This is a genomic window from Haladaptatus sp. AB618 (genome assembly GCF_024136965.1).
Lineage (GTDB): Archaea > Halobacteriota > Halobacteria > Halobacteriales > Haladaptataceae > Haladaptatus.
Genome location: NZ_JAMYJX010000001.1, coordinates 877,304 through 895,806, shown reverse-complemented (window position 1 = coordinate 895,806; position 18,503 = coordinate 877,304). Strand labels below are relative to the sequence as shown.

20 protein-coding genes and 1 tRNA gene are annotated in these 18,503 nt (G+C 59.8%); 9 read left to right on the top strand and 12 right to left on the bottom strand.

The features are described from left to right. Positions 1-34: 34 nt before the first annotated feature. The 3 genes from NKF26_RS04780 to NKF26_RS04770 all read left to right on the top strand — a co-directional run bounded on the left by NKF26_RS04780 (position 35) and on the right by NKF26_RS04770 (position 4,229). Positions 35-1,234, top strand: coding sequence for a methionine adenosyltransferase (locus tag NKF26_RS04780; RefSeq protein WP_253227097.1), 1,200 nt, complete (start codon positions 35-37; stop codon positions 1,232-1,234). A gap of 104 nt (positions 1,235-1,338) precedes the next feature. Beyond that, on the top strand, positions 1,339-1,824 hold the full coding sequence (locus NKF26_RS04775; protein WP_253227096.1) for a pyridoxamine 5'-phosphate oxidase family protein: 486 nt from the start codon (positions 1,339-1,341) through the stop codon (positions 1,822-1,824). Between the two features lie 1,175 nt (positions 1,825-2,999). Next, positions 3,000-4,229, top strand: coding sequence for a Cdc6/Cdc18 family protein (locus NKF26_RS04770; protein ID WP_253227095.1), 1,230 nt, complete (start codon positions 3,000-3,002; stop codon positions 4,227-4,229). Positions 4,230-4,300: 71 nt separating this feature from the next. Here NKF26_RS04770 and NKF26_RS04765 read toward each other — a convergent pair whose 3' ends face one another. Then, the gene (locus NKF26_RS04765) at positions 4,301-5,671 is read right to left on the bottom strand and encodes a cytochrome P450 (RefSeq protein ID WP_253227094.1); all 1,371 of its coding nucleotides are present in this window, start codon (positions 5,669-5,671) and stop codon (positions 4,301-4,303) included. 197 nt (positions 5,672-5,868) lie between these two features. Here NKF26_RS04765 and NKF26_RS04760 point away from each other — a divergent pair, with 197 nt between their 5' ends. From NKF26_RS04760 to NKF26_RS04740, 5 genes are all read left to right on the top strand, one after another. Continuing rightward, positions 5,869-6,432 (top strand): helix-turn-helix domain-containing protein, encoded by a 564-nt coding sequence (locus tag NKF26_RS04760; RefSeq protein ID WP_253227093.1) that lies wholly within the window; start codon positions 5,869-5,871, stop codon positions 6,430-6,432. A 159-nt stretch (positions 6,433-6,591) separates the two neighbouring features. After that, positions 6,592-7,596: a bifunctional oligoribonuclease/PAP phosphatase NrnA gene (locus NKF26_RS04755; protein WP_253227092.1), complete on the top strand. Its 1,005-nt coding sequence runs from the start codon at positions 6,592-6,594 to the stop codon at positions 7,594-7,596. 44 nt (positions 7,597-7,640) lie between these two features. Then, positions 7,641-7,808 (top strand): hypothetical protein, encoded by a 168-nt coding sequence (locus NKF26_RS04750; protein ID WP_190303724.1) that lies wholly within the window; start codon positions 7,641-7,643, stop codon positions 7,806-7,808. Positions 7,809-8,204: 396 nt separating this feature from the next. Continuing rightward, complete coding sequence (locus tag NKF26_RS04745) at positions 8,205-9,344, top strand: acyl-CoA dehydrogenase family protein (RefSeq protein WP_253227091.1); 1,140 nt, start codon at positions 8,205-8,207, stop codon at positions 9,342-9,344. A 63-nt stretch (positions 9,345-9,407) separates the two neighbouring features. Next, positions 9,408-10,124, top strand: coding sequence for a helix-turn-helix domain-containing protein (locus NKF26_RS04740; RefSeq protein ID WP_253227090.1), 717 nt, complete (start codon positions 9,408-9,410; stop codon positions 10,122-10,124). A 43-nt stretch (positions 10,125-10,167) separates the two neighbouring features. Here the strand turns inward: NKF26_RS04740 and NKF26_RS04735 are convergent, their stop codons facing one another. The 6 genes from NKF26_RS04735 to NKF26_RS04710 form a co-directional block, all read right to left on the bottom strand. Continuing rightward, a complete protein-coding gene (locus tag NKF26_RS04735) occupies positions 10,168-10,671 on the bottom strand; it encodes a hypothetical protein (RefSeq protein ID WP_253227089.1) in 504 nt (167 codons plus the stop codon). 113 nt (positions 10,672-10,784) lie between these two features. Continuing rightward, the gene (gcvPB, locus tag NKF26_RS04730) at positions 10,785-12,257 is read right to left on the bottom strand and encodes an aminomethyl-transferring glycine dehydrogenase subunit GcvPB (RefSeq protein ID WP_253227088.1); all 1,473 of its coding nucleotides are present in this window, start codon (positions 12,255-12,257) and stop codon (positions 10,785-10,787) included. Then, positions 12,257-13,597 (bottom strand): aminomethyl-transferring glycine dehydrogenase subunit GcvPA, encoded by a 1,341-nt coding sequence (gcvPA, locus tag NKF26_RS04725; RefSeq protein ID WP_253227087.1) that lies wholly within the window; start codon positions 13,595-13,597, stop codon positions 12,257-12,259. The genes gcvPB and gcvPA overlap by 1 nt, the downstream gene beginning before the upstream one ends. Before the next feature lie 237 nt (positions 13,598-13,834). Further along, complete coding sequence (gene gcvH, locus NKF26_RS04720; RefSeq protein WP_253227086.1) at positions 13,835-14,218, bottom strand: glycine cleavage system protein GcvH; 384 nt, start codon at positions 14,216-14,218, stop codon at positions 13,835-13,837. Beyond that, the gene (gene gcvT / locus NKF26_RS04715; RefSeq protein ID WP_253227085.1) at positions 14,218-15,324 is read right to left on the bottom strand and encodes a glycine cleavage system aminomethyltransferase GcvT; all 1,107 of its coding nucleotides are present in this window, start codon (positions 15,322-15,324) and stop codon (positions 14,218-14,220) included. Before gcvT ends, gcvH begins: the two co-directional genes overlap by 1 nt. Positions 15,325-15,410: 86 nt before the next feature. Continuing rightward, complete coding sequence (locus tag NKF26_RS04710) at positions 15,411-15,575, bottom strand: hypothetical protein (RefSeq protein ID WP_190303723.1); 165 nt, start codon at positions 15,573-15,575, stop codon at positions 15,411-15,413. A gap of 64 nt (positions 15,576-15,639) precedes the next feature. On the opposite strand from NKF26_RS04710, the gene NKF26_RS04705 reads away from it, so the two are divergent. After that, complete coding sequence (locus tag NKF26_RS04705) at positions 15,640-16,104, top strand: hypothetical protein (RefSeq protein WP_253227084.1); 465 nt, start codon at positions 15,640-15,642, stop codon at positions 16,102-16,104. On the opposite strand, the gene NKF26_RS04700 is transcribed toward NKF26_RS04705, so the two are convergent. The 5 genes from NKF26_RS04700 to NKF26_RS04680 all read right to left on the bottom strand — a co-directional run bounded on the left by NKF26_RS04700 (position 16,101) and on the right by NKF26_RS04680 (position 18,157). Continuing rightward, a complete protein-coding gene (locus tag NKF26_RS04700) occupies positions 16,101-16,313 on the bottom strand; it encodes a hypothetical protein (protein ID WP_253227083.1) in 213 nt (70 codons plus the stop codon). The two genes, NKF26_RS04705 and NKF26_RS04700, sit on opposite strands and share 4 nt — an antisense overlap. Before the next feature lie 63 nt (positions 16,314-16,376). Next, entirely contained in the window at positions 16,377-16,688 is a 312-nt protein-coding gene (locus NKF26_RS04695) for an MTH1187 family thiamine-binding protein (RefSeq protein WP_253227082.1), read from the bottom strand. A gap of 93 nt (positions 16,689-16,781) precedes the next feature. Further along, entirely contained in the window at positions 16,782-17,420 is a 639-nt protein-coding gene (gene dps / locus NKF26_RS04690; protein WP_253227081.1) for a DNA starvation/stationary phase protection protein Dps, read from the bottom strand. Between the two features lie 75 nt (positions 17,421-17,495). After that, entirely contained in the window at positions 17,496-17,945 is a 450-nt protein-coding gene (locus NKF26_RS04685) for a pyridoxamine 5'-phosphate oxidase family protein (protein ID WP_253227080.1), read from the bottom strand. A 141-nt stretch (positions 17,946-18,086) separates the two neighbouring features. Then, positions 18,087-18,157 (bottom strand) — tRNA-Gly (locus tag NKF26_RS04680). Between the last annotated feature and the right edge of the window lie 346 nt (positions 18,158-18,503).

Here is an 18,503-nt window from a genome sequence, read left to right as displayed (position 1 = left end):
AAGTTATAGAATCCGTGACCGTGAAACCGATATAATGACTGAGCGGAACATTCAGGTGGAACCTATCGACCGTCGGGCAGTCGAAGATCAGGACATCGAAATCGTGGAGCGGAAGGGAATCGGTCACCCTGACTCTATCTGTGACGGTATCGCGGAAGCGGTCTCTAGCGCACTTTCGCAGACCTATCTCGACCGTGTCGGCAAAGTCCTTCACTACAACACCGACGAAACGCAACTCGTTGCGGGGAGTTCCAACCCGCAGTACGGCGGCGGCGAACTCGTCGAGCCGATCTATATCCTCCTCGTCGGTCGTGCGACCAAGGAGTACGAAGGGTTGAAGATCCCGACCGACACCGTCGCGTTGGACGCCGCCCGCGAGTATCTCAACGAGAACATCCCCGAACTCGAAGTCGGCCACGACGTCATCATCGACGTGAAACTCGGCGAAGGGAGCGGCGACCTCCAAGACGTGTTCTCCGAGGAGGGCGCGACGGTACCGATGGCGAACGACACGAGCTTTGGGGTGGGTCACGCACCACTCTCGGAAACCGAGAAGATCGTCCTGAACGCCGAGAACCGTCTCAACGGCGAGTTCGCGGCCAATCACCCCGAACTTGGTCCGGACGTGAAGATCATGGGCAAACGCGAACGCGACACCATCGACGTGACCGTCGCCGCCGCGATGGTGGACAAGTACATCGACAACCGTGAGGAGTACGACGCCGTCGTCGAGGAGGTACGCGACTACGTCCACCAGGTCGCCCACGAGTACACCGACCGCGAAGTGAACGTCTACGTCAACACCGCCGACGACGACGAGAGCATCTACCTGACGACGACCGGCACCAGTGCCGAGATGGGTGACGACGGCTCCGTCGGCCGTGGAAACCGTGCCAACGGTCTCATCACGCCGAACCGCTCGATGAGCATGGAGGCGACCAGCGGCAAGAACCCCGTCAACCACATCGGAAAGATCTACAACCTACTGAGCACCGAAATCGCCGAAACAGTGGTAGCGGAAGTCGACGGAATCCGCGACATGCGGGTCCGTCTGCTCTCGCAGATCGGGCGACCCATCGACCAACCGCACGTGGCCGACGCTCACGTCGTCACCGAAGATGGTGTCGAACTCGGCGACATCGAAGACGACATCGTCGCCCTCGTGGACGAGGAACTGTCGAACGTGACCCACATCACGAAGCGCGCCATCGACGGCGACGTGAGGACGTTCTGAACGAGCGAAGGACGTTCTAATCGGACGCTTGGCGGTTTTTATTTTGGTGTATTCACCGTCGATTGACACGTATCTCTTTGGCCCTTGGTGACGTACTCCAAATGATGGTGGGGAACGACGTTACGGAATACGACGCACATCGAAGCAGACCGGTGACCGAGGAGAGCTATGGAATTCCCGACGAGGAAGGGGAGATGGTTTCGTGGACGTTCGTACGCGATGCGATGGCGGAGGATCAAAACTACTGGCTGTGCACGACGCGGCCCGACGGCCATCCGCATGTTCGTCCGGTTTGGGGTGTCTGGGTCGATGACGCCCTCCACTGCGGTGGCGGCGAACGAACTCGTTGGGTTCAGAACATCCAGGCCGATTCCCGTATCGTCGCACATCGGGAAAGCGGCGAAGCGGTCGTCATCATCGAAGGCGTTGCAGAGCGTGTCACCGATACGGACCTCGAAGAACGACTCGACACGGCGTACCAGGGAAAGTACGGTATCCAGCACGGAACACCGTTTTTCACGGTTCGTCCCAAAACCGTCTTCGCGTGGAGCGATTATCCGAACGACGCGACTCGATGGCAGTTCGGGTGACGGTGGGGTCGGAAGACGGAGTCGATCTCGGAGGCAGATGGTAAGACCGAGGATGGAGGAGTGGTTGAGAGTGGAGGAGTGGTTGAGAGTGGAGGAGTGGCCGACTGGGAAGTAGCGATCCGTTACGAGGTAGACCTCTGATGTATTCAGAGAGTATTGTCTGAGACCCCACGTTGCCGTTGTAAGTGGGAGTTAAAGGCTGTGTTCCTTGGGAAACGGAAGAAATTGCCGATTGAAAGAGTCGGGCAGAGACGAGGAGATGATGGCACGCATTCATGTGAAGGAACAGCCACGATAGACGAAGCAATAGGGTTAAATACCTATTTTACCAACAATCCCCCGAGAGAGTCGCAAACTGGAGATAGCGACTCGGTCGCGGTTTGTCTTCAGCTGAAATCGTGCTGTCGCTTTTGACCTATCGAGAGTATCATTTCTCGGCGCACAAGCAGTGTCTTTCGTGGTATCGGCGTCCGTCCCTGTCGAATCGGTGTGGATTTTCGGTCAAACCGACCCCCCGAAACCCCTCCTTTCCCCTCCACCACACACCCCCACACTTACAACGGCAACGTGGGGTCCCCGACAAACGAATCAAACAATCGATGGCAACGCGCGTTTACAACGGCACTCCAGGGTTAAGAGAAAGATAGCCCACAACAAAAATCCAATATTCACGGGAAAGAGCTCGTCTACGCCCCATTTACAACGGCAACGCGGTGTCCGTGCAACTACCATTCAATCGATTTCCCTCCCTCGCATCAGAAACCTCGTGGCACTCGAAGAACAGTCCGATAACTAGACCACCGATGTCGTTCCGATCATCGACCATTCCGACTCCCGATGTCGGTCCGATTCCGGCGTCGTTCTCCCGATGGCATTCTGATCCCGGCGTCGTTCCGAGTCTCGATATCTTTCCGACCACGGAAGCCGCTCCGAAGCATTTCGCTGAATTTATCACGAAAGCTCGCCGAACTTACAGCGGCAACCCGGTCCGATACGGTGACGATCCGTTCCTTTTACCACGACAATCCGTCCTGTTACAGCGGCAATCCGGTCCGTTACAACGGCAATGAGGGGTGTAAAACAGCTTCGATACACCGTCTACCATCCTATCTCGATGATTACAGCGGCAGTATGGAGGTATGTTTAAATACCCTCACTCGACATAGGGTTCATAGATGTCCGAGTCAGTGGACTACTTTGGAGACGACACAGTTATTTTCAACGACAAGGAACTCCTTCAGGTCTCTCATCTCCCCGACGGCGACCGAATTATCGGCCGTGAAGACGAATTGCGACGACTTGGTACCGCGCTCCGGCCCGCACTCACCGGAAACACCCCGAACAACATCTTCCTCTACGGAAAGACCGGCACCGGAAAATCCCTCTGCACGAAGTTCATCAGCCGACAGATGATGCAACGTGCATCGCAAAACGGGGTGAACGCTGGCTTCGCGTACATCGACTGTCTACAGGACTCGACTGAAACCCAAGTCGTCCAATCCGTCGCGGACCAACTCAACGACGAGGACCTCACCGGGACGGCCATCCCCGAGCAGGGAATCAGCACCTCGATGTACTACAACCGGCTGTGGACCGTCCTCGAAAGCATGTACGACGTCGCCATCATCATCCTCGACGAGGTGGATAAACTCGAAGGAATCGGAGACACGAGCGGCGACACCGCCGGTGACAACCTCCTCATGAACCTCTCGCGTGCGAGCGAAGCCGGAAAGATCGACGCGTGCAATCTCGGCGTTATCGGCATCTCGAACAAGATCCGATACAAGGACGAACTGAACGAGCGCGTCAAAAGCAGCCTCTGTGAACGCGATTACGTCTTCCCACCCTACGACGCCACACAGCTGCGAGAAATCCTCGAATCGCGCCGCGACGCGTTCGTGGACGGCGTGCTCGAAACCGACGTCATCCCGAAAGTAGCCGCACTGGCCGCCCGGGAACACGGCGACGCCCGCAAGGCGATCGACGTGCTCCGCTTTGCTGGCGAAGTCGCGGAGGAAGAACGCGAGTCGTTCGTTCGGGACGCCCACGTCGACGTCGCACAGGAACGGGAAGGCGCGAATCGCATCTCGGAACTCATCTCCAAACAGCCGCCCCACGCGCGATACGTCCTGCTCGCGCTCGCATCGCAAGTCCAACAGTCGAACGACGACGAGCCGAAGATTCCGAACAAGGTGGTCCAACACTCCTACCGACAGATCTGTGAACAGATGGATTCGGAGCCCCTGAAGGAGCGACGCGTCAGGGATTTGCTGACCGAACTGGAGTTCCTCGACCTCATCAAACAGGACCAGCGCGGACGCGGACGAGGGAAGGGCAAACACACGGTCAACAGCCTGTACGACGAACCCAAGCTGGTCATTCAAGCGTGCCAAAACGATTTCTGAAACGTCCTCGTCGGCCTCGATACGAGTACCTCCAAAATTCACCACCTCCAAAGCGTCGAGAGAAATCCGGCCTATCGATCCGATTCAGGCATCTCGTCCCCCGAGCGTTCGTGGACCGTCATCAGAACGTCCTCTTTCGGTCGTGACGTGACCGTCGGGATCACCTCCAGGTTCCGATCCGAGGCGAGTTCGAGGTGATGGTTCTGATACAACATCGCCAGGATGAGCCGTGCTTCGAGCATGGCAAATCGGTCGCCGATGCAGCGCCGCGGTCCCGCCGCGAACGGGAAGTACGCGAGCGGCGGAAGGGACCGTTGGAACTCCTTCGTCCAGCGTTCGGGTTGGAACGCGAGCGGGTCGTCGTACCACCGCGAGTCGCGGTGAACGACCCATTGGCTCATGAACACTCTCGCGCCCGCCGGAATCCGGTAGTCGCCGATTTCGTCGGTTGTCTTCGCCTCGCGAGTGATAAACGGCACCGGCGGGAGCAGTCGCATCGACTCCTTGACCACCTGTTCCGTGTACGTGAGTTCGGCGAGGTCGGCCATCGTCGGCCGCTCGCCACCGAGCACCTCGTCGAGTTCCGCGACGAGTTTCTCCTCGACCTCCGGGTGCTGTGCGAGAAGATACGTCGTGTACGTCAACGAGACTGCCGTCGTTTCGTGGCCTGCAAAGAGGAGCGTAATCGCCTCGTCGTGGATCTGTTTCTTCGAGAGCCCACCACCGTCCTCGTCGTTCGCGTTGAGCAGCATCGAGATGACGTCGTGCTCACCGGGGTTGGTGCGTTTCTCCTGGATAATCTCGTCGACGACATCGTCGAGGGTCTCGCGAGCCCTGTCCATTCGCCACCTCGACGGCAGCGGAACGTTCTCCGGGAGCATGATGTTCGGAAGGCTGGAGGTCGCCGGAAGGAAGTCGTTGACCGCCGTCTCGATGTCCCTCACGTAGCGGTCGATATCGACGCCGAACAACGCTTGTGCGACGACGCGCAACGTCAACTCCATCATATCGTCGTGGATCGAACGTGTCTCGCCGTCCCGCCAGTTATCGATCGACGCATCGGTGAGGTCGGTTATCATGTCGGCGTAGACCTCGATGCGGTCGGGGTGGAACGCCGGTTGAATGACACGCCGGTTCCCCCGCCACTCCTCACCCTCACTGTTCAGGATACCGTTTCCGGTCAAGGGACCGAGTACGCGCTGGAACTGATTTCCCTTCACGTAGTTCGTGTTGTTGTAGACGAGGACCTGCTGGATATCGTCGGGGTGGTTGAGCTGATAAACGTGTCCGTGGTGATCCTCCCAATGAACGACGTCGCCGTACTCGCTCGCCATCCGCTCGCGGAAATCGAGACCGCCTAGAATCGCATGTGGTGCCGCGCCCACGACCGGGAGCCCCGACGGTCCTGGTGGGAACTTACCGACAGCTGGTTCGTTACTCATCTATTGAACGGAGGCCCGCGACTCTATTGAGGACTTATTCTAACATGCTAGAACCATTTATAACATCGATACCGTTTCACGCTATGGCCTCCGAAACGTTTCGATATGCCACACTCGTGCTCTCTCGTGAGATATCCATCCCGGTATTCGATCGATTCAACCGCTCATCGGCCATCTCGATCGATTCCATGCGGTACATGAGTCCGGTCGCGGACGGGGAATACTTCGGTCTAACAGACATCAGCGGCGATCTTTCGGTTGCTGAGGAACTGCTGGAGTCGAGCGACGAAGTACTCCAGTACGACATCGCGGGCACCGACGAACGCGGCGTCATCTACGCTCATTACCGGAGCGATGGGCCGATCGACGACCTGCTCAGCATCCTCTACCGCAACAAAATCGTCCTCGATTGGCCGGTCGAACACCGCTTGACGGACCGCGGACCCGAAATCAGGTTCACGGTCATCGGAACGAACGGCAACATTCAGCGTGCGATCGATGACGTCCCGGATTTGGTCGATGCTTCAGTCACTCGAATCGGACATCTCGAATCGAAAAGCGAATCGACAGCCGTGTTGACCGATACGCAAGCCGACTTACTCGATCTAGCAATCCGAGAAGGGTACTACGAGGTACCGAAAGAGACGACCCAGCGCGCCCTCGCGGACCGCCTCGGTGTCACTCCGGGAACGATCGGTGACCGTCTCCAACGTATCGAACGTCGCGTCATGACCGAGTACGCCCAGAACACCGATACGTGAGTTTTGACCGAGTACGCCCAGAACACGGAGATTTGAGATGACCTCCGCGTCCGGTCGTCCCCGCCCAACAAATTTTGTATCGTGATATGCAGTTTATTTCTCGTGAGCGTACCGGATTCCCAGCCACGGTTTGATACTGTCTCGCGTCGAACAGCTATCATGACCCGCGCCCAGGAGTTAGTCGAGTACCTCGCGGGGGTCGACTCGCTCGCGGTCGTCTGCCACGACAACCCCGACCCGGACTGCATCGCAAGCGCGCTCGCGCTTTCGGTCATCGCCGAGTCGAACGGTGTCGAGGACGTGGAACTCTTCTACGGAGGGGCGATTTCGCATCAGCAAAATCGGGCCTTCGTCAACCTGCTCCACGTTCAGTTGGACCACCTCGATACGTTCGACCCCGAGGAGTTCGAGCGCGTCGCATTCGTGGACCATTCCACACCGGCAGGACATACGGAACTCGATGCCGTGAAGCCGGACATCGTCATCGACCACCACGCCACGGAGAATCCGGAAGCCGAATTCGTGGACTTGCGGGAGGATTACGGCGCGACGGCGAGCATCCTCGTCGAATATCTGCGCGACCTCGACATCGAGGCGAACGTTCAACTGGGATCCGCGCTGTTGTTCGCCCTCCACCGCGAGCGAATCGACTTCATTCGCAACCCCACGCCGCACGAGTACGAGGCCGCGCTGTACGTCTGTCGGCACGCCGACCTCGAACTGCTCGAAGAGCTCTACGGTGCGGCGTTCTCTCCGGCAACCGTGGATGCCATCGGCGAAGCAATTCGCAACCGCGTCCAGCGCGGGGCGACCCTCGCCACGTCGGCCGGTCGGACCTCGGAACGGGATGCGCTCGCACAGGCCGCCGACTACCTGCTGAACGTCGAAGGCGTGGATACGGTACTCGTCTTCGGCGTCGTCAACGGATCGGTCGAGATGAGCGCGCGGTCCATCGACCCCCGCGTCCACGCGGGAAACGTCCTCCAACAGGCGTTCGGCGACGTCGGAAGCGCAGGTGGACACGCAGACATGGCCGGGGCACAGATTCCGCTCGGTCTGTTCGCCGACGCGGATGCCGACGACGACGATCTCGTGGAGTTCGCCTCGCGCCGCGTGCTGCATCGATTCTTCGACGCGCTGCATCTCGAACGGGGCGAAGCGTGAGGAGAAACCAGCATCTTAAACTTCGCCAATAACCGATACCGAGTATGAGCCTCGAAATCCAACACGAGTGTCCCGAGTGTGGAAGCGAACAGACGTTCTGGCGCTGTGCGAGCACGAACCTGCACCTCGGCGAGAAAACCAAGTGGCACTGCTCGGAGTGTGACTACGCGCTGGTGCGAATCGACGGCGACATCGATTCGGCGTCGGCGTAAGTAGAAATCTCGATTTTCGTATTTTACAGTGTTTGACGGCGAGTGACGACGTTTCTCTCGACTATCGTTCGATCGTCGATTCGGCTCGGTAAATCCGATATCGCTATAGCAAATATGGATCTCCGAGCGCGAACACCATCTACGACTTTCCGAGCGTGAACACCACCGCCACAATCGTCGTCTGTGGTGGGGGAATTCTGACCGTGGTCGTCTCCGTACGCGATGAGACGGTCTCGTTGCGGATACCGTCGTGGCAGCGGTCGCCTTCTCGCGAGGTGCTCTCGGTGGCACGTCCATCGCGTGACCGTAGTTCCAGCCGAAATACCCGATCCGATACTGGTGAACCTGCTATAGCCGGTCCTGTACTTAATCCACCGACGTGCCGTCCATTCGTATATGCGATTCGAGTTAACGGAAGACCAATGCTCGCTTCGGGCGGACGTTCGTGAGTTCGCGGAAAACGAGATCAAACCGACGGCAAAAGGGTTGGACAGACGTGGGGAATACCCGGCCGAAATACTCGACGAACTCGGTGCTCGACGATTGACCGGGTTGACGCTTCCCGAAGAATACGGAGGGCGTGGCGAAGGGTTCGTCGAACTCGCTTTGGTCGTCGAGGAGCTTTCGGCGGCGCTCATGTCGGTGGCCAGTACCCTCGGGCTTCATCTCGGCGTCGCAACGGTCATCGAGCGGTTCGGGACCGATGAGCAACGCGAAACGTTCCTTCCGGAAATGGCGACGTTCGAAACGGTCGGCGCGCTCGGGCTGAGCGAGGCGAACGCGGGCAGCAACAAGCTGGAGATGGAAACCACGGCCGAACGACGAGGGGACGAGTGGGTCCTCGACGGCCACAAACAGTGGGTGACGAACTTCCTCGACGCCGACTACGTGCTCACGTACGCCAAAACCGGGTCCGACGAGGACGCACCGCACGACATCAGCGCGTTCCTCGTTCCGACCGAGGAGTTCGAGATCGAGACGGTGTGGGAAACGCTCGGTGCGAACAGCGTCAAATCCCCGCGCGTCTCGCTCTCGGATGTCCGCGTTCCTGCCGACCGACTCGTCGGAGCGGAAGGTGACGGGTATGTTCAGCGCGGTCGAATCCGGACCGGCGTGAACGTTCCCGCCCGCGGTGTCGGTATCGCCCGTGCGGCCCTCGAAGACACGGTATCGTACACGAAGTCCAGGGAGCAGTACGGACAGCACATCGGTGATTTTCAGGGAGTACGGTGGGAGGTCGGAAGAATGGCCGAACGCGTCGATACCGCACGGTTGCTCACGCTCCGGGCGGCCGACCGTGCTGACCGCGGCCTCGACGTATCTCGGGAGTTCAGCATGGCGAAAATCAACGCGACACAGGCCGCGGTGGACAACGCGAACGATGCGATCCAACTCCACGGCGGCGTCGGATACACGACCGAACATCACGTCGAGCGGTATCTCCGCGACGCGAAACTCCTCACCATCGCAGGTGGCCCGAACGAAGGCCACAAGAACACGCTTGCCGATGCGGTGTTCGAACGACACGGTGACTGAGACGCTTCGACACGGAGGGATTATTCCGACCGGGGACTATCGATCACGGGAGGAAAACGACGGATGACCGTACCCGAGAACCCTGACGAAGCACTTCGTGTATCGATCGATCTCTGGTATCCCGACTGCTGGGAGATCCAAATCACGGATCGATTCGACGTGGGATTTCTCGGGTACGGAATCTATGCGACCGGGGACGAGGTTTCGACACTCTTTACGATTTACGCGGACGAACGGGAGACGATTACGGACGCACTCGAAGCCATTTCCGGGATGGACCAGATACATTCGATTTCCGAGATGGCCCCGATGTTCCAGCGAACGACTGTTCAACGGCCGGGAAACGCGATACGTGAACTCCTGGTCGTTCACGATGGGAGAAAACAGATCAGTCAACCGTTGACGTCGCGAGGGTTCGTGTGTAGCGGCCCGATAGACATCCGTGACGGGAGGGAGTACTGGACCCTCGTGACGAACCACGACCGACGGACGGTTCAGGTGAAGTTCGACGAAGTTCGTGAGGAGATGGATGCGGAAATCGATATCAGGGGAATGAAGCAGGCGAGTCGGCAGACGACCGTGAATAGCCTCCCGGTGGATCGACTCACGAAACGCCAACTGGAAGTGTTTCAACTCGCCCGCGAACGTGGATACTACGACTATCCGAGGAAAGCGTCGGCCGGAGAGTTAGCGGACGAGTTGGATATCTCCACATCGACGCTCCACGAGCATCTCCATAAAGTCGAAGCCATCCTGCTCGGGCAAAACAACGCCACATAGCTCTCTCGAAGCCGTCCCACGAAATCGAACGGATCAGTCCGCCCTATCGTTCACAGACTACGGACGCGTTGTATCGGCCGACTTGCGTTCCGTTGTCGTACAGTTCGACCCCGAGTTGTCCCGCGAACGGGACGGTCCCAACGTAGCGGCCCCATCCGGTCGCGTTCGGAGCGTCGCGTTCCGGATACGCCCGAAACAGCCGCTTTCCATCCAGCGTCGCATCGAGTTTCGTGACGGTGGCGCTCCTGTTCCACTGGGTCATGAGCATCACTTTGGTGCCGTCCATCGTCGGCTTGACGACCCACGCCGCACCGTCGCTCGATTCGTTCGTGACGGTACAGGGTTTCGTCGTGGGCGTCGTCGTTCGGTCCGTCGTCATCGAGGTCGTTTGGCCTGTCGCCGTCCGAACCGTGGATCCAGTGGCCACGGGGGACGTCGTCGAGGCGGTTTGCGTTCCCGTGGTCGACGTCGAACCGAACGTCGCACCGTTACAACCCGCGAGAAGCAAGAGGAGGACTAAACTGAGGGGTTTCAGGATTCGTTTCACTCATCAGTGAAGGAATAATGAAATCATATATCTTGTGATCTGATAGCAACCACAGTCGTCGGAAACCACGTCCCTCCTTGCGAAAACGGCAAACTACGTCCCGTCGAACCGACCTACTCGTCCAGCGCCTGCCACGAGAGCCGCAGGTTCCGCGCGGCGCTCGCTTGATCGATTCGCTTTGCAGTCGTCTTCCGGGGTGCCGCTGCGAGGACCTCGTCGTCCTCCCGGGCGACGGCGTTGAACGCCTCGGCGAGTTCGTCCAACGTTTCCCGGTTCTCGATTTCCGTCGGTTCGGTCATCAGCGCCTCGGAGACGATTTCGGGCCACTTCGTCGTCGGCGGGTGAACGCCGTAATCGAGCATGCGTTTCGCCACGTCGGCGGCGTCCTGATCGCCCGCACTGGCGACGAACTCGTGGTGGAACGGCGAGAACGGCACCTCGTACTCGATCTGCGACCCGAGATAGTTCGCGTTGAGGACGGCCTTCGCGCTCGCGTCGCTCAATCCTTCGTCGCCGAGTCGGGCGATGTAGGCGTAGGCTTTGACCAGCACGAGCCAGTTACCCGTGAAGCCGTGGACCTTGCCGATGGTGTGTTCGGGGTCGAACCGTTCGTATCCAGATTCAGTTGCTCGCGGCGTCTCGCCGCTCGCTCGTTCCGAGGCGCTTTGCGCCTCGCGCTCCCGCACCCGCGGGGCGGGCAGGAATTCGGCCAACTTCTCGCCGACGCCGATAGGACCGGCACCGGGACCGCCGCCGCCGTGCGGGGTAGCGAACGTCTTGTGGACGTTGTAGTGCATGATGTCGAAACCCATGTCGCCCGGACGGGCACGGCCGAGGAGCGCGTTCAGGTTCGCGCCGTCGTAGTAGAGCAGGCCGCCCGCGCCGTGGACGATTTCGGCGATTTGTTCGATGTCGCGCTCGAACAGGCCGAGCGTGTTCGGGTTGGTGAGCATGAACAGCGCGGTGCTGTCGCCGGTCGCGGCTTCGAGTGCCTCGATATCGACGCGGCCGTCGTCCGCGCTCGGGAGTTCGACCACGTCGTAGCCGCCGAGCGCCGCGCTCGCCGGGTTGGTACCGTGGGCGCTGTCCGGGACGATGATTTCCGTGCGCTGGTCGCCCTCGCCGTTCGCCTCGTGGAAGGCCTTCGCCACGAGAATGCCGGTGAATTCACCCGCCGCACCTGCGGGGGGTTGGAGGCTGACCGCGTCCATCCCACCGATCCGGGCGAGGTAGTCCTGGAGACCGTAGAGCAGTTCGAGGGTTCCCTGCACGCTGTCCTCGGAGCGGTCGGGGTGGACACTCGCGCCGGGGAGCGCCGCCACGTCCTCGGTGAACTTCGGGTTGTACTTCATCGTACAGGAACCGAGCGGGTACGGGCCGCTGTCGATGCCGTAGTTCATCTGGGACAGTCGGGTGTAGTGGCGGGCCAACTCGGGTTCGGACAGTTCGGGCAGGTCGAGGCTATCGCGGGTCAACTCGTCGGGGAGCGAGGATTCGATTTCGACCTCGTTGCCGTCCTTTTCGGACAGGAGCGGTTCGTACAGGTCCTCCTCGTCGTGTTCCCACTTCGCTTGCGTGTAGTTCATTAGTTTGCCACCTCCTCGAACAGCGTGACGAACTCACCGATGGCGTGTTCGTTCACGTCGGTCACACACACCTGAATCTCGTGTTCTCCCACTTCGTGGACCGCGAAGCCGCGTTCCTCCAAATCTGCGACGATCGGGGGTGCGGGTTGGTCGGTGCGGACGACGAACTCGCGGAAGTGGTGGCGGTCGTTGACCGGTGCTTGGACGCCGTTGATGTCGTCCAGTCGTCCGGCGAGGTCGTCGGCCAGCGTGACGCATTTCTCGGCCAGTTCGATCAGTCCGGACGAACCCAGATACGCGATGTGCATAGCGGTTCGCAGCGCGACCCACGCCTGGTTCGTGCAGATGTTGGAGGTCGCACGCTCCCGGCGGATGTGCTGTTCGCGCGTCTGGAGCGTGAGGGTGTAAGCGCGGTTATCATCGCCGTCTTCACTGATGCCGATGAGTCGGCCCGGCACCTGCCGGACGAACTCCTCGCGCGTGGCGAACAGTCCGAGACCCATCCCGTAACTCGTCGGCAGGCCGAGCGTCGCGGCGTCGCCGACGACGACGTCCGCACCGACGGCGGCGGGTTCCTGCAACAGCGCGAGCGCCACTGGGTCGGTGCCGAGACAGAACAGGGCATCGTTCTCGTGTGCGATGTCGCCGATTGCCGTGAGGTTCTCCTCGATGGTCCCGCGCGTCGTCGGGTTCTCCGCGTAGACGAGCACGGTGTCCTCGTCGACGGCCTCGGCGAGCGAATCCACGTCCACGTTCGCGTCGTCGGTCCCGTATTCGTCCACGACGAGGCCCGGCCCGTCGGTGTAGTTTTCGAGGACGCTCCTTCGCTCGGGGAGCAGGGAGTCGGGAACGAGGACGCGGTTGCCGCTCGTCTTCCGGAGACGAGCGGCGAGCAGTGCCGATTCGGCCAACGCCGTCGCGTGGTCGTACATCGAGGCGTTGACGATTCCGAGGCCGGTTAGCTCGACCAGCATCGACTGGTATTCGAACAACGCTTGCAGGAACCCCTGCGTGATTTCCGGTTGGTACTGCGTGTAGGAGGTCAGAAACTCCGACCGATCCGCGAGGTGATCGACCAACGAGGGAACGTAGTGGCTGTAGTGGCCGCGTCCCAAGAACTCCGTCAGGTTTCGGTTCTCGCCGAGGATTCGTTGTAGTTCCCGGCGTGTCGCCTGCTCTGTACGCTGTTGGATGCCGAACTCGCCGTCGAAGCGGACGGGGTCGGGGATGTCGAAAAGTTCCTCCTCGCTTTCGACCCCCACCGCGTCGAGCATCGCTGCGGTCTCCTCGGCCGTGTGCGGTGCGTACGGGCTGCCCGCACTCGCGTTGCCTCCGGTCATTGAGTCGGGCTAGGGAGTCCACCCTTTTAATATGAGAGGAAAGCCGACGCCCACATTGCACGAGCTTGTATACTCATCACGACTGGGAGCGGAAAGAAGCGGAAAAGTATGCACGACAGAGCAAATATCTGCGGTATACGTCCGCATTGCACACTGCAGCACTCATCAGTGCTACTCGTCGTGACCGGTGCCGTCGCTACTGTCGGACGAAAACGGTGAGAACGTGTGGTGCCGTCGTTACTCGATCTGCTCGCGGTACTCGTCCGCGGACAGCAGGTCGTCGAGTTCGCTCTCGTCGTCCAGTTCGACTTCGAGCATCCATCCGTCGCCGAACGGGTCGTCGTTGACGAGTTCGGGCGCGTTCTCCAACTCCTCGTTCACGTCGGTGACGGTACCCGAAACGGGCGAGTAGAGGTCGGAAACCGCTTTGATGCTCTCGACGACGCCGAGGTCGCCCTCCTGTTCGAGTTCGTCACCTTCGGACGGGAGTTCGACGAAGACGACGTCGCCCAGTTCGTCCTGTGCGAAGTCGGTGATGCCGATTCGGCCGGTTCCGTCGGTTGCTGCTACCCATTCGTGCGATTCGAGATATTTGCGGTCTTCTGGTACTTCGAAGCTCATTATTTGTCTTTCAGAAACGGTGTGCTCTCAATCTTTGCTTTCTTCGACTGTCCACGCACCATCACCCGGATGACGGTTCCGGGGTCGGCGTAGTCGGTCGGAACGTAACCCAATCCGATCGGTTCCCCGAGCGTCGGGCTCATCGTCCCGCTCGTGACCGTCCCGATGATGGTGTCCTCGGTGCTGGTGATGTCGTAACCGTGCCGGGGGACGCCTCTATCCACGAGTCGGAAGCCGACGAACGTCTCCTCGACCCCTTCCTCCTTCACTCGTTCGAGCGCGTCACGTCCCACGAACTCGGTATCGAGTTTCACCGTGAAACTTACTTTGGCTTCGTACGGGTTTCGGGGGTCGTTCTCGTAATCGAAGTCCTGCCCGGAGAGGAGGAATCCCATCTCGGTTCGGAGCGTGTCGCGCGCGCCGAGCCCACAGGGCTGACAGTCGAACGCGTCCCAGACCGTCTCGGCCTCGTCCGACGGAAGGATCAGTTCGAAGCCATCCTCGCCCGTGTAACCGGTGCGGGCTATCCAGCACCGAACGCCCTCGACGGTGGCGTAGGTCGCCTCGAACTTCGAGAGGTCGGCCACGGATTCGGCGGTGTCGTCGTCGACGGCACCGATGACCGCATCGGCCGCATCCGGCCCTTGGACCGCGTACATCGCGTAATCGTCGGTCGCGTTACGGATTTCCGCGTCGAAGTCCCACTCGTTGCGGAACCGTTTCCAGCGGTCGTGCATCTGCTCGTCGTGACCGGCGTTCGGGATGAACAGGAACTCCGCATCGTCGTCCTCCGGGAGGCGATAGACGACGGTGTCGTCCATGATGATACCGTCCTCGTCGGTTATCATCGCATACTGGGAGTCACCCGGCGACAACAGGGTCACGTCGTTGGTCGTCAAGCGTTGCATGAGGCGCTCGGCATCGGGTCCACTGACCTCTATCTCACCCATGTGAGAGACGTCGAAGATGCCGACGGATTGCCGGACGCTTTCATGTTCTTTCGTTATCGAATCGAACTCGACAGGCATGTCCCAGCCGCCAAATTCGGTAAACGTCGCGCCCCGCTCGTCGTGTCGGTCGCGCAACGGCGGTTTCCGAAGGGGCATACCCGAACCCTCGAAGCGAAGGAAGTAATGTTTTGGTTTCTCCCCCGGGGCTGCCGGTGGGTGTTAGAACAGTTCGGTGACGGTTTTCACGCTGGTTCGACGACAATCTGCCCGTCGCGTTTCTTGAACACGAGTCGGTCACCCTCCTCTACCTCCACACCTGCTTCCTCGAACTCCTCACGAACCGCCTTGATGAGACTGATTCGCCACCGCTGTGTCACCGTCGTCGTGCCGAGTATCTGCTCAGTCATCTACTCCCCCTAAGGCAATCGGTATTGTTATGGATTCTTAGCTATTTCGACTAGATAGTCACAAATGACTATTTCGACACTGGCGATGGTCCGCCGAGTACACGATTCCGATGCCGTGAGCGTTCTCGTCCGCGGTCGGCGCGCGCCGCTCGATGACTTCGATTCCGTCGCAACGTTCGATGCGGGCGCTATCGCCATGCACGAATGGAAACACACCTACCTGCCGTTGTACGTAACGACTCCGACGAGCAGCGGGCGAGTACGAACACGATTCGACACGCGAACCGTTCCGGACGCCATCGAACACGTGAAGCAGTTGCTCTCCAAGCGGGACTTCGAGGGGTTTTGGCTGCGCTATCACTCGGGGCTCGTCAACTGCTGGCACGAGCGTCGTGTCGCCCACCTCGAAGCTCGATTCGCGACCATCGCGGCGGAAACCGGCACGACGTTCGTCACGTGGACCGACGAGACGACGAGCGCAAACGAGGCTATTTACGACGAAATTTACGAGGGAGTCATCGAGTCCTAAAGCCGGGTGAACAGTCGCGTCGGATCACCCTCGACGTCCGTACTCCCGCATTCGGGACACTGGACACAGAACGACCAGTCGAGCGGCGTGTTTTCCGCGCCCGTTACGCGGGCGGCGAGGTCGAACAGCAAAACGAACGAATCGGAGTGTCCACAGTTCTGGCAATTCATGGTGGCAAGGCCGACGGGTACGTTCACGATGTCGGCCATCACGGAATGGGTCCGTTTCCGTATTTGAACGTTCGGGGGTCGGGGAGCCCTGTTCCGAGGACCTCACCGATCGCGTCTCGCCGCTCGTCCCAATTCGGTTTCGACGGCATCGACTTTTTCCTGTGCGCGTTGCTCCCGCGTCCGCTTGTCGTCGATTTTGAGGACTGTGCTGACACGGTCGCCGTCGACGGCCTCGTGAGCGGCCCGCGCCGCGTCGAAAAGCTCGGCGGCCGAATCGGCCTCGATGACGGTTCCCATGGGGTTCGTTTCGTAGGACACGTCGAAATCGTCCAAGGCTTCGACCGCCTTCGCGACTTCGCTCGCCATACTTCCCTCGATAACCGGTGCGACCGACAGCAGAGCAATCACTGTCATAGCTGGATCATCGGAAGCGAGTCCCCTGAACGTATGGGTCGACTGATCAGATTCGGAACGACCGCGAAAAACGAGAAAAAACGACGAGCGCGGCTATCGTGTCGGCGTCGAACCCTGTTCGTAACGGCGCGGTTCGTGATGCGGCGTTTCCGAGTTCGGCGCTTCGGGCCTTCGTGGTGGTGCGCTCTCTCGCTCTCCGTTCCCCGGCACGGACTGGATCGGTTCCCGTTGCAGGTGCGCTTCGAGGAACCAGAGGTACTGGTCCACTTCGCGGGACTGCTCGGTGAACAGGTCGGCCGTGTCCTTGTCGGAGAGGGATTCCGCGGTATCGATGCCGCTCCGGAGGTTCGAGGCGTGAAGCGCGAGGTTGTTCGCCAGCGCTTCGACGTACTCCAAGCCGGTGACGGCGTCCGTTCGTATCTCCGGGATATGGGAGTTCGTCGCCGCCATTCGAACCGTCCCTCGGGCCTCACCGCCGAGGGCGGTCGTCCGCTCCGCGATACCGTCCTCGTGTTCGAACAACACGTCGGCCAACTCGTCGAACAGCAGGTGTAGCTGATAGAAGTTCGGCCCCTTGACGTTCCAGTGGGCGTACTTCGTCTGGGTCAACAAGTCGGTCGTATTCGCGAGCGTCTCGTTCAGCAGTTCGACGAGCGCCTCGCGTTCGTCGTCCGGAATATCGTTCTGTGTGAAAAACATCCTCGCTGTCGGTTTGTCTTGTGTGTCACTCATACTCCCCACCTCGCTACTCAGAAGGACGGATTCGACCAAGAGTATTTCGGGCAGTTTCGTGACCGTTGGACCGTGTCACTCCTGCGAACCGACTTCCTTCCGCCCCGTCAACCGGTCGGGGTCGAGATGGAAGTGACGGAACGTCACATCGTCGGGCGGTTGTTCGAAGACGTCAACCAGCGGAATATCCACCTCCCACATGCGTTGGGCGACGGCCGAATCGTACGGCAGGTCGTCCACCTCCTCCAGATGGCCACTCGCGACGACGCTCCGATACCCCTCGTCCGTCTTCTCGTACGTGACGAACGAAATCGGGTCGTCGAGCAACGCCTCCTTGCCGCTGTCCGGCGGAAACGCGAATCGGAAGTAGAGACTCCCCGTGTCCGCGTAGTACCCGTACGAAATCGGCAACGAGAACGGCGGTTCAGAGGGGGATGTCGAAAACGAGATGACACCCGTTCCGCCGTTGCCGAGGAATTCGTTTCGCTCTTCGTCCGTCATCTGCACCCACCGTAGCCCCTGCATGCGAGTCCGTACAACTCGATGGTAGAAAACGGTTGGTGGGAGATGTGACCGGTTCGGATAAAGTGACGCTATCTACGATTTCATCGTTCGCACTGTGGCGAGCACACGCTACGCAGTGCTCGTCGTCGTGAGTTCGAAAAATGCGCTGGCTGGGATTTGAACCCAGGTTGTGACCATGGCAAGGTCACGTGATACCACTACACTACCAGCGCGTTTCGTTCGTCGCGTGTTGCGACATTATAACCTTGCCACGCGTGGGTATAAATGCATTACGCAAGCGAGGTGAGACGGTCAACATCACTACAGGATACACGACTGATCCGTACTGTGTGATGATCCGTACTGTGTGATGGCGCTTCGCGCGCCCACGCGCGAAACAAGACTAAAATCGTGAAGTCCGGAACTGAGACTGAAATCTGGAACGAGAACATGAACGACGACCGAACGCAGTCGCTCGCGGATTTGGGTTCGAAGAGAAGTGCGCTGGCTGGGATTTGAACCAGAGCAAGACGGTCCGGGATGCTCACTTCCCTTCGGTCGTTGCGCTTCCGGGCTTGC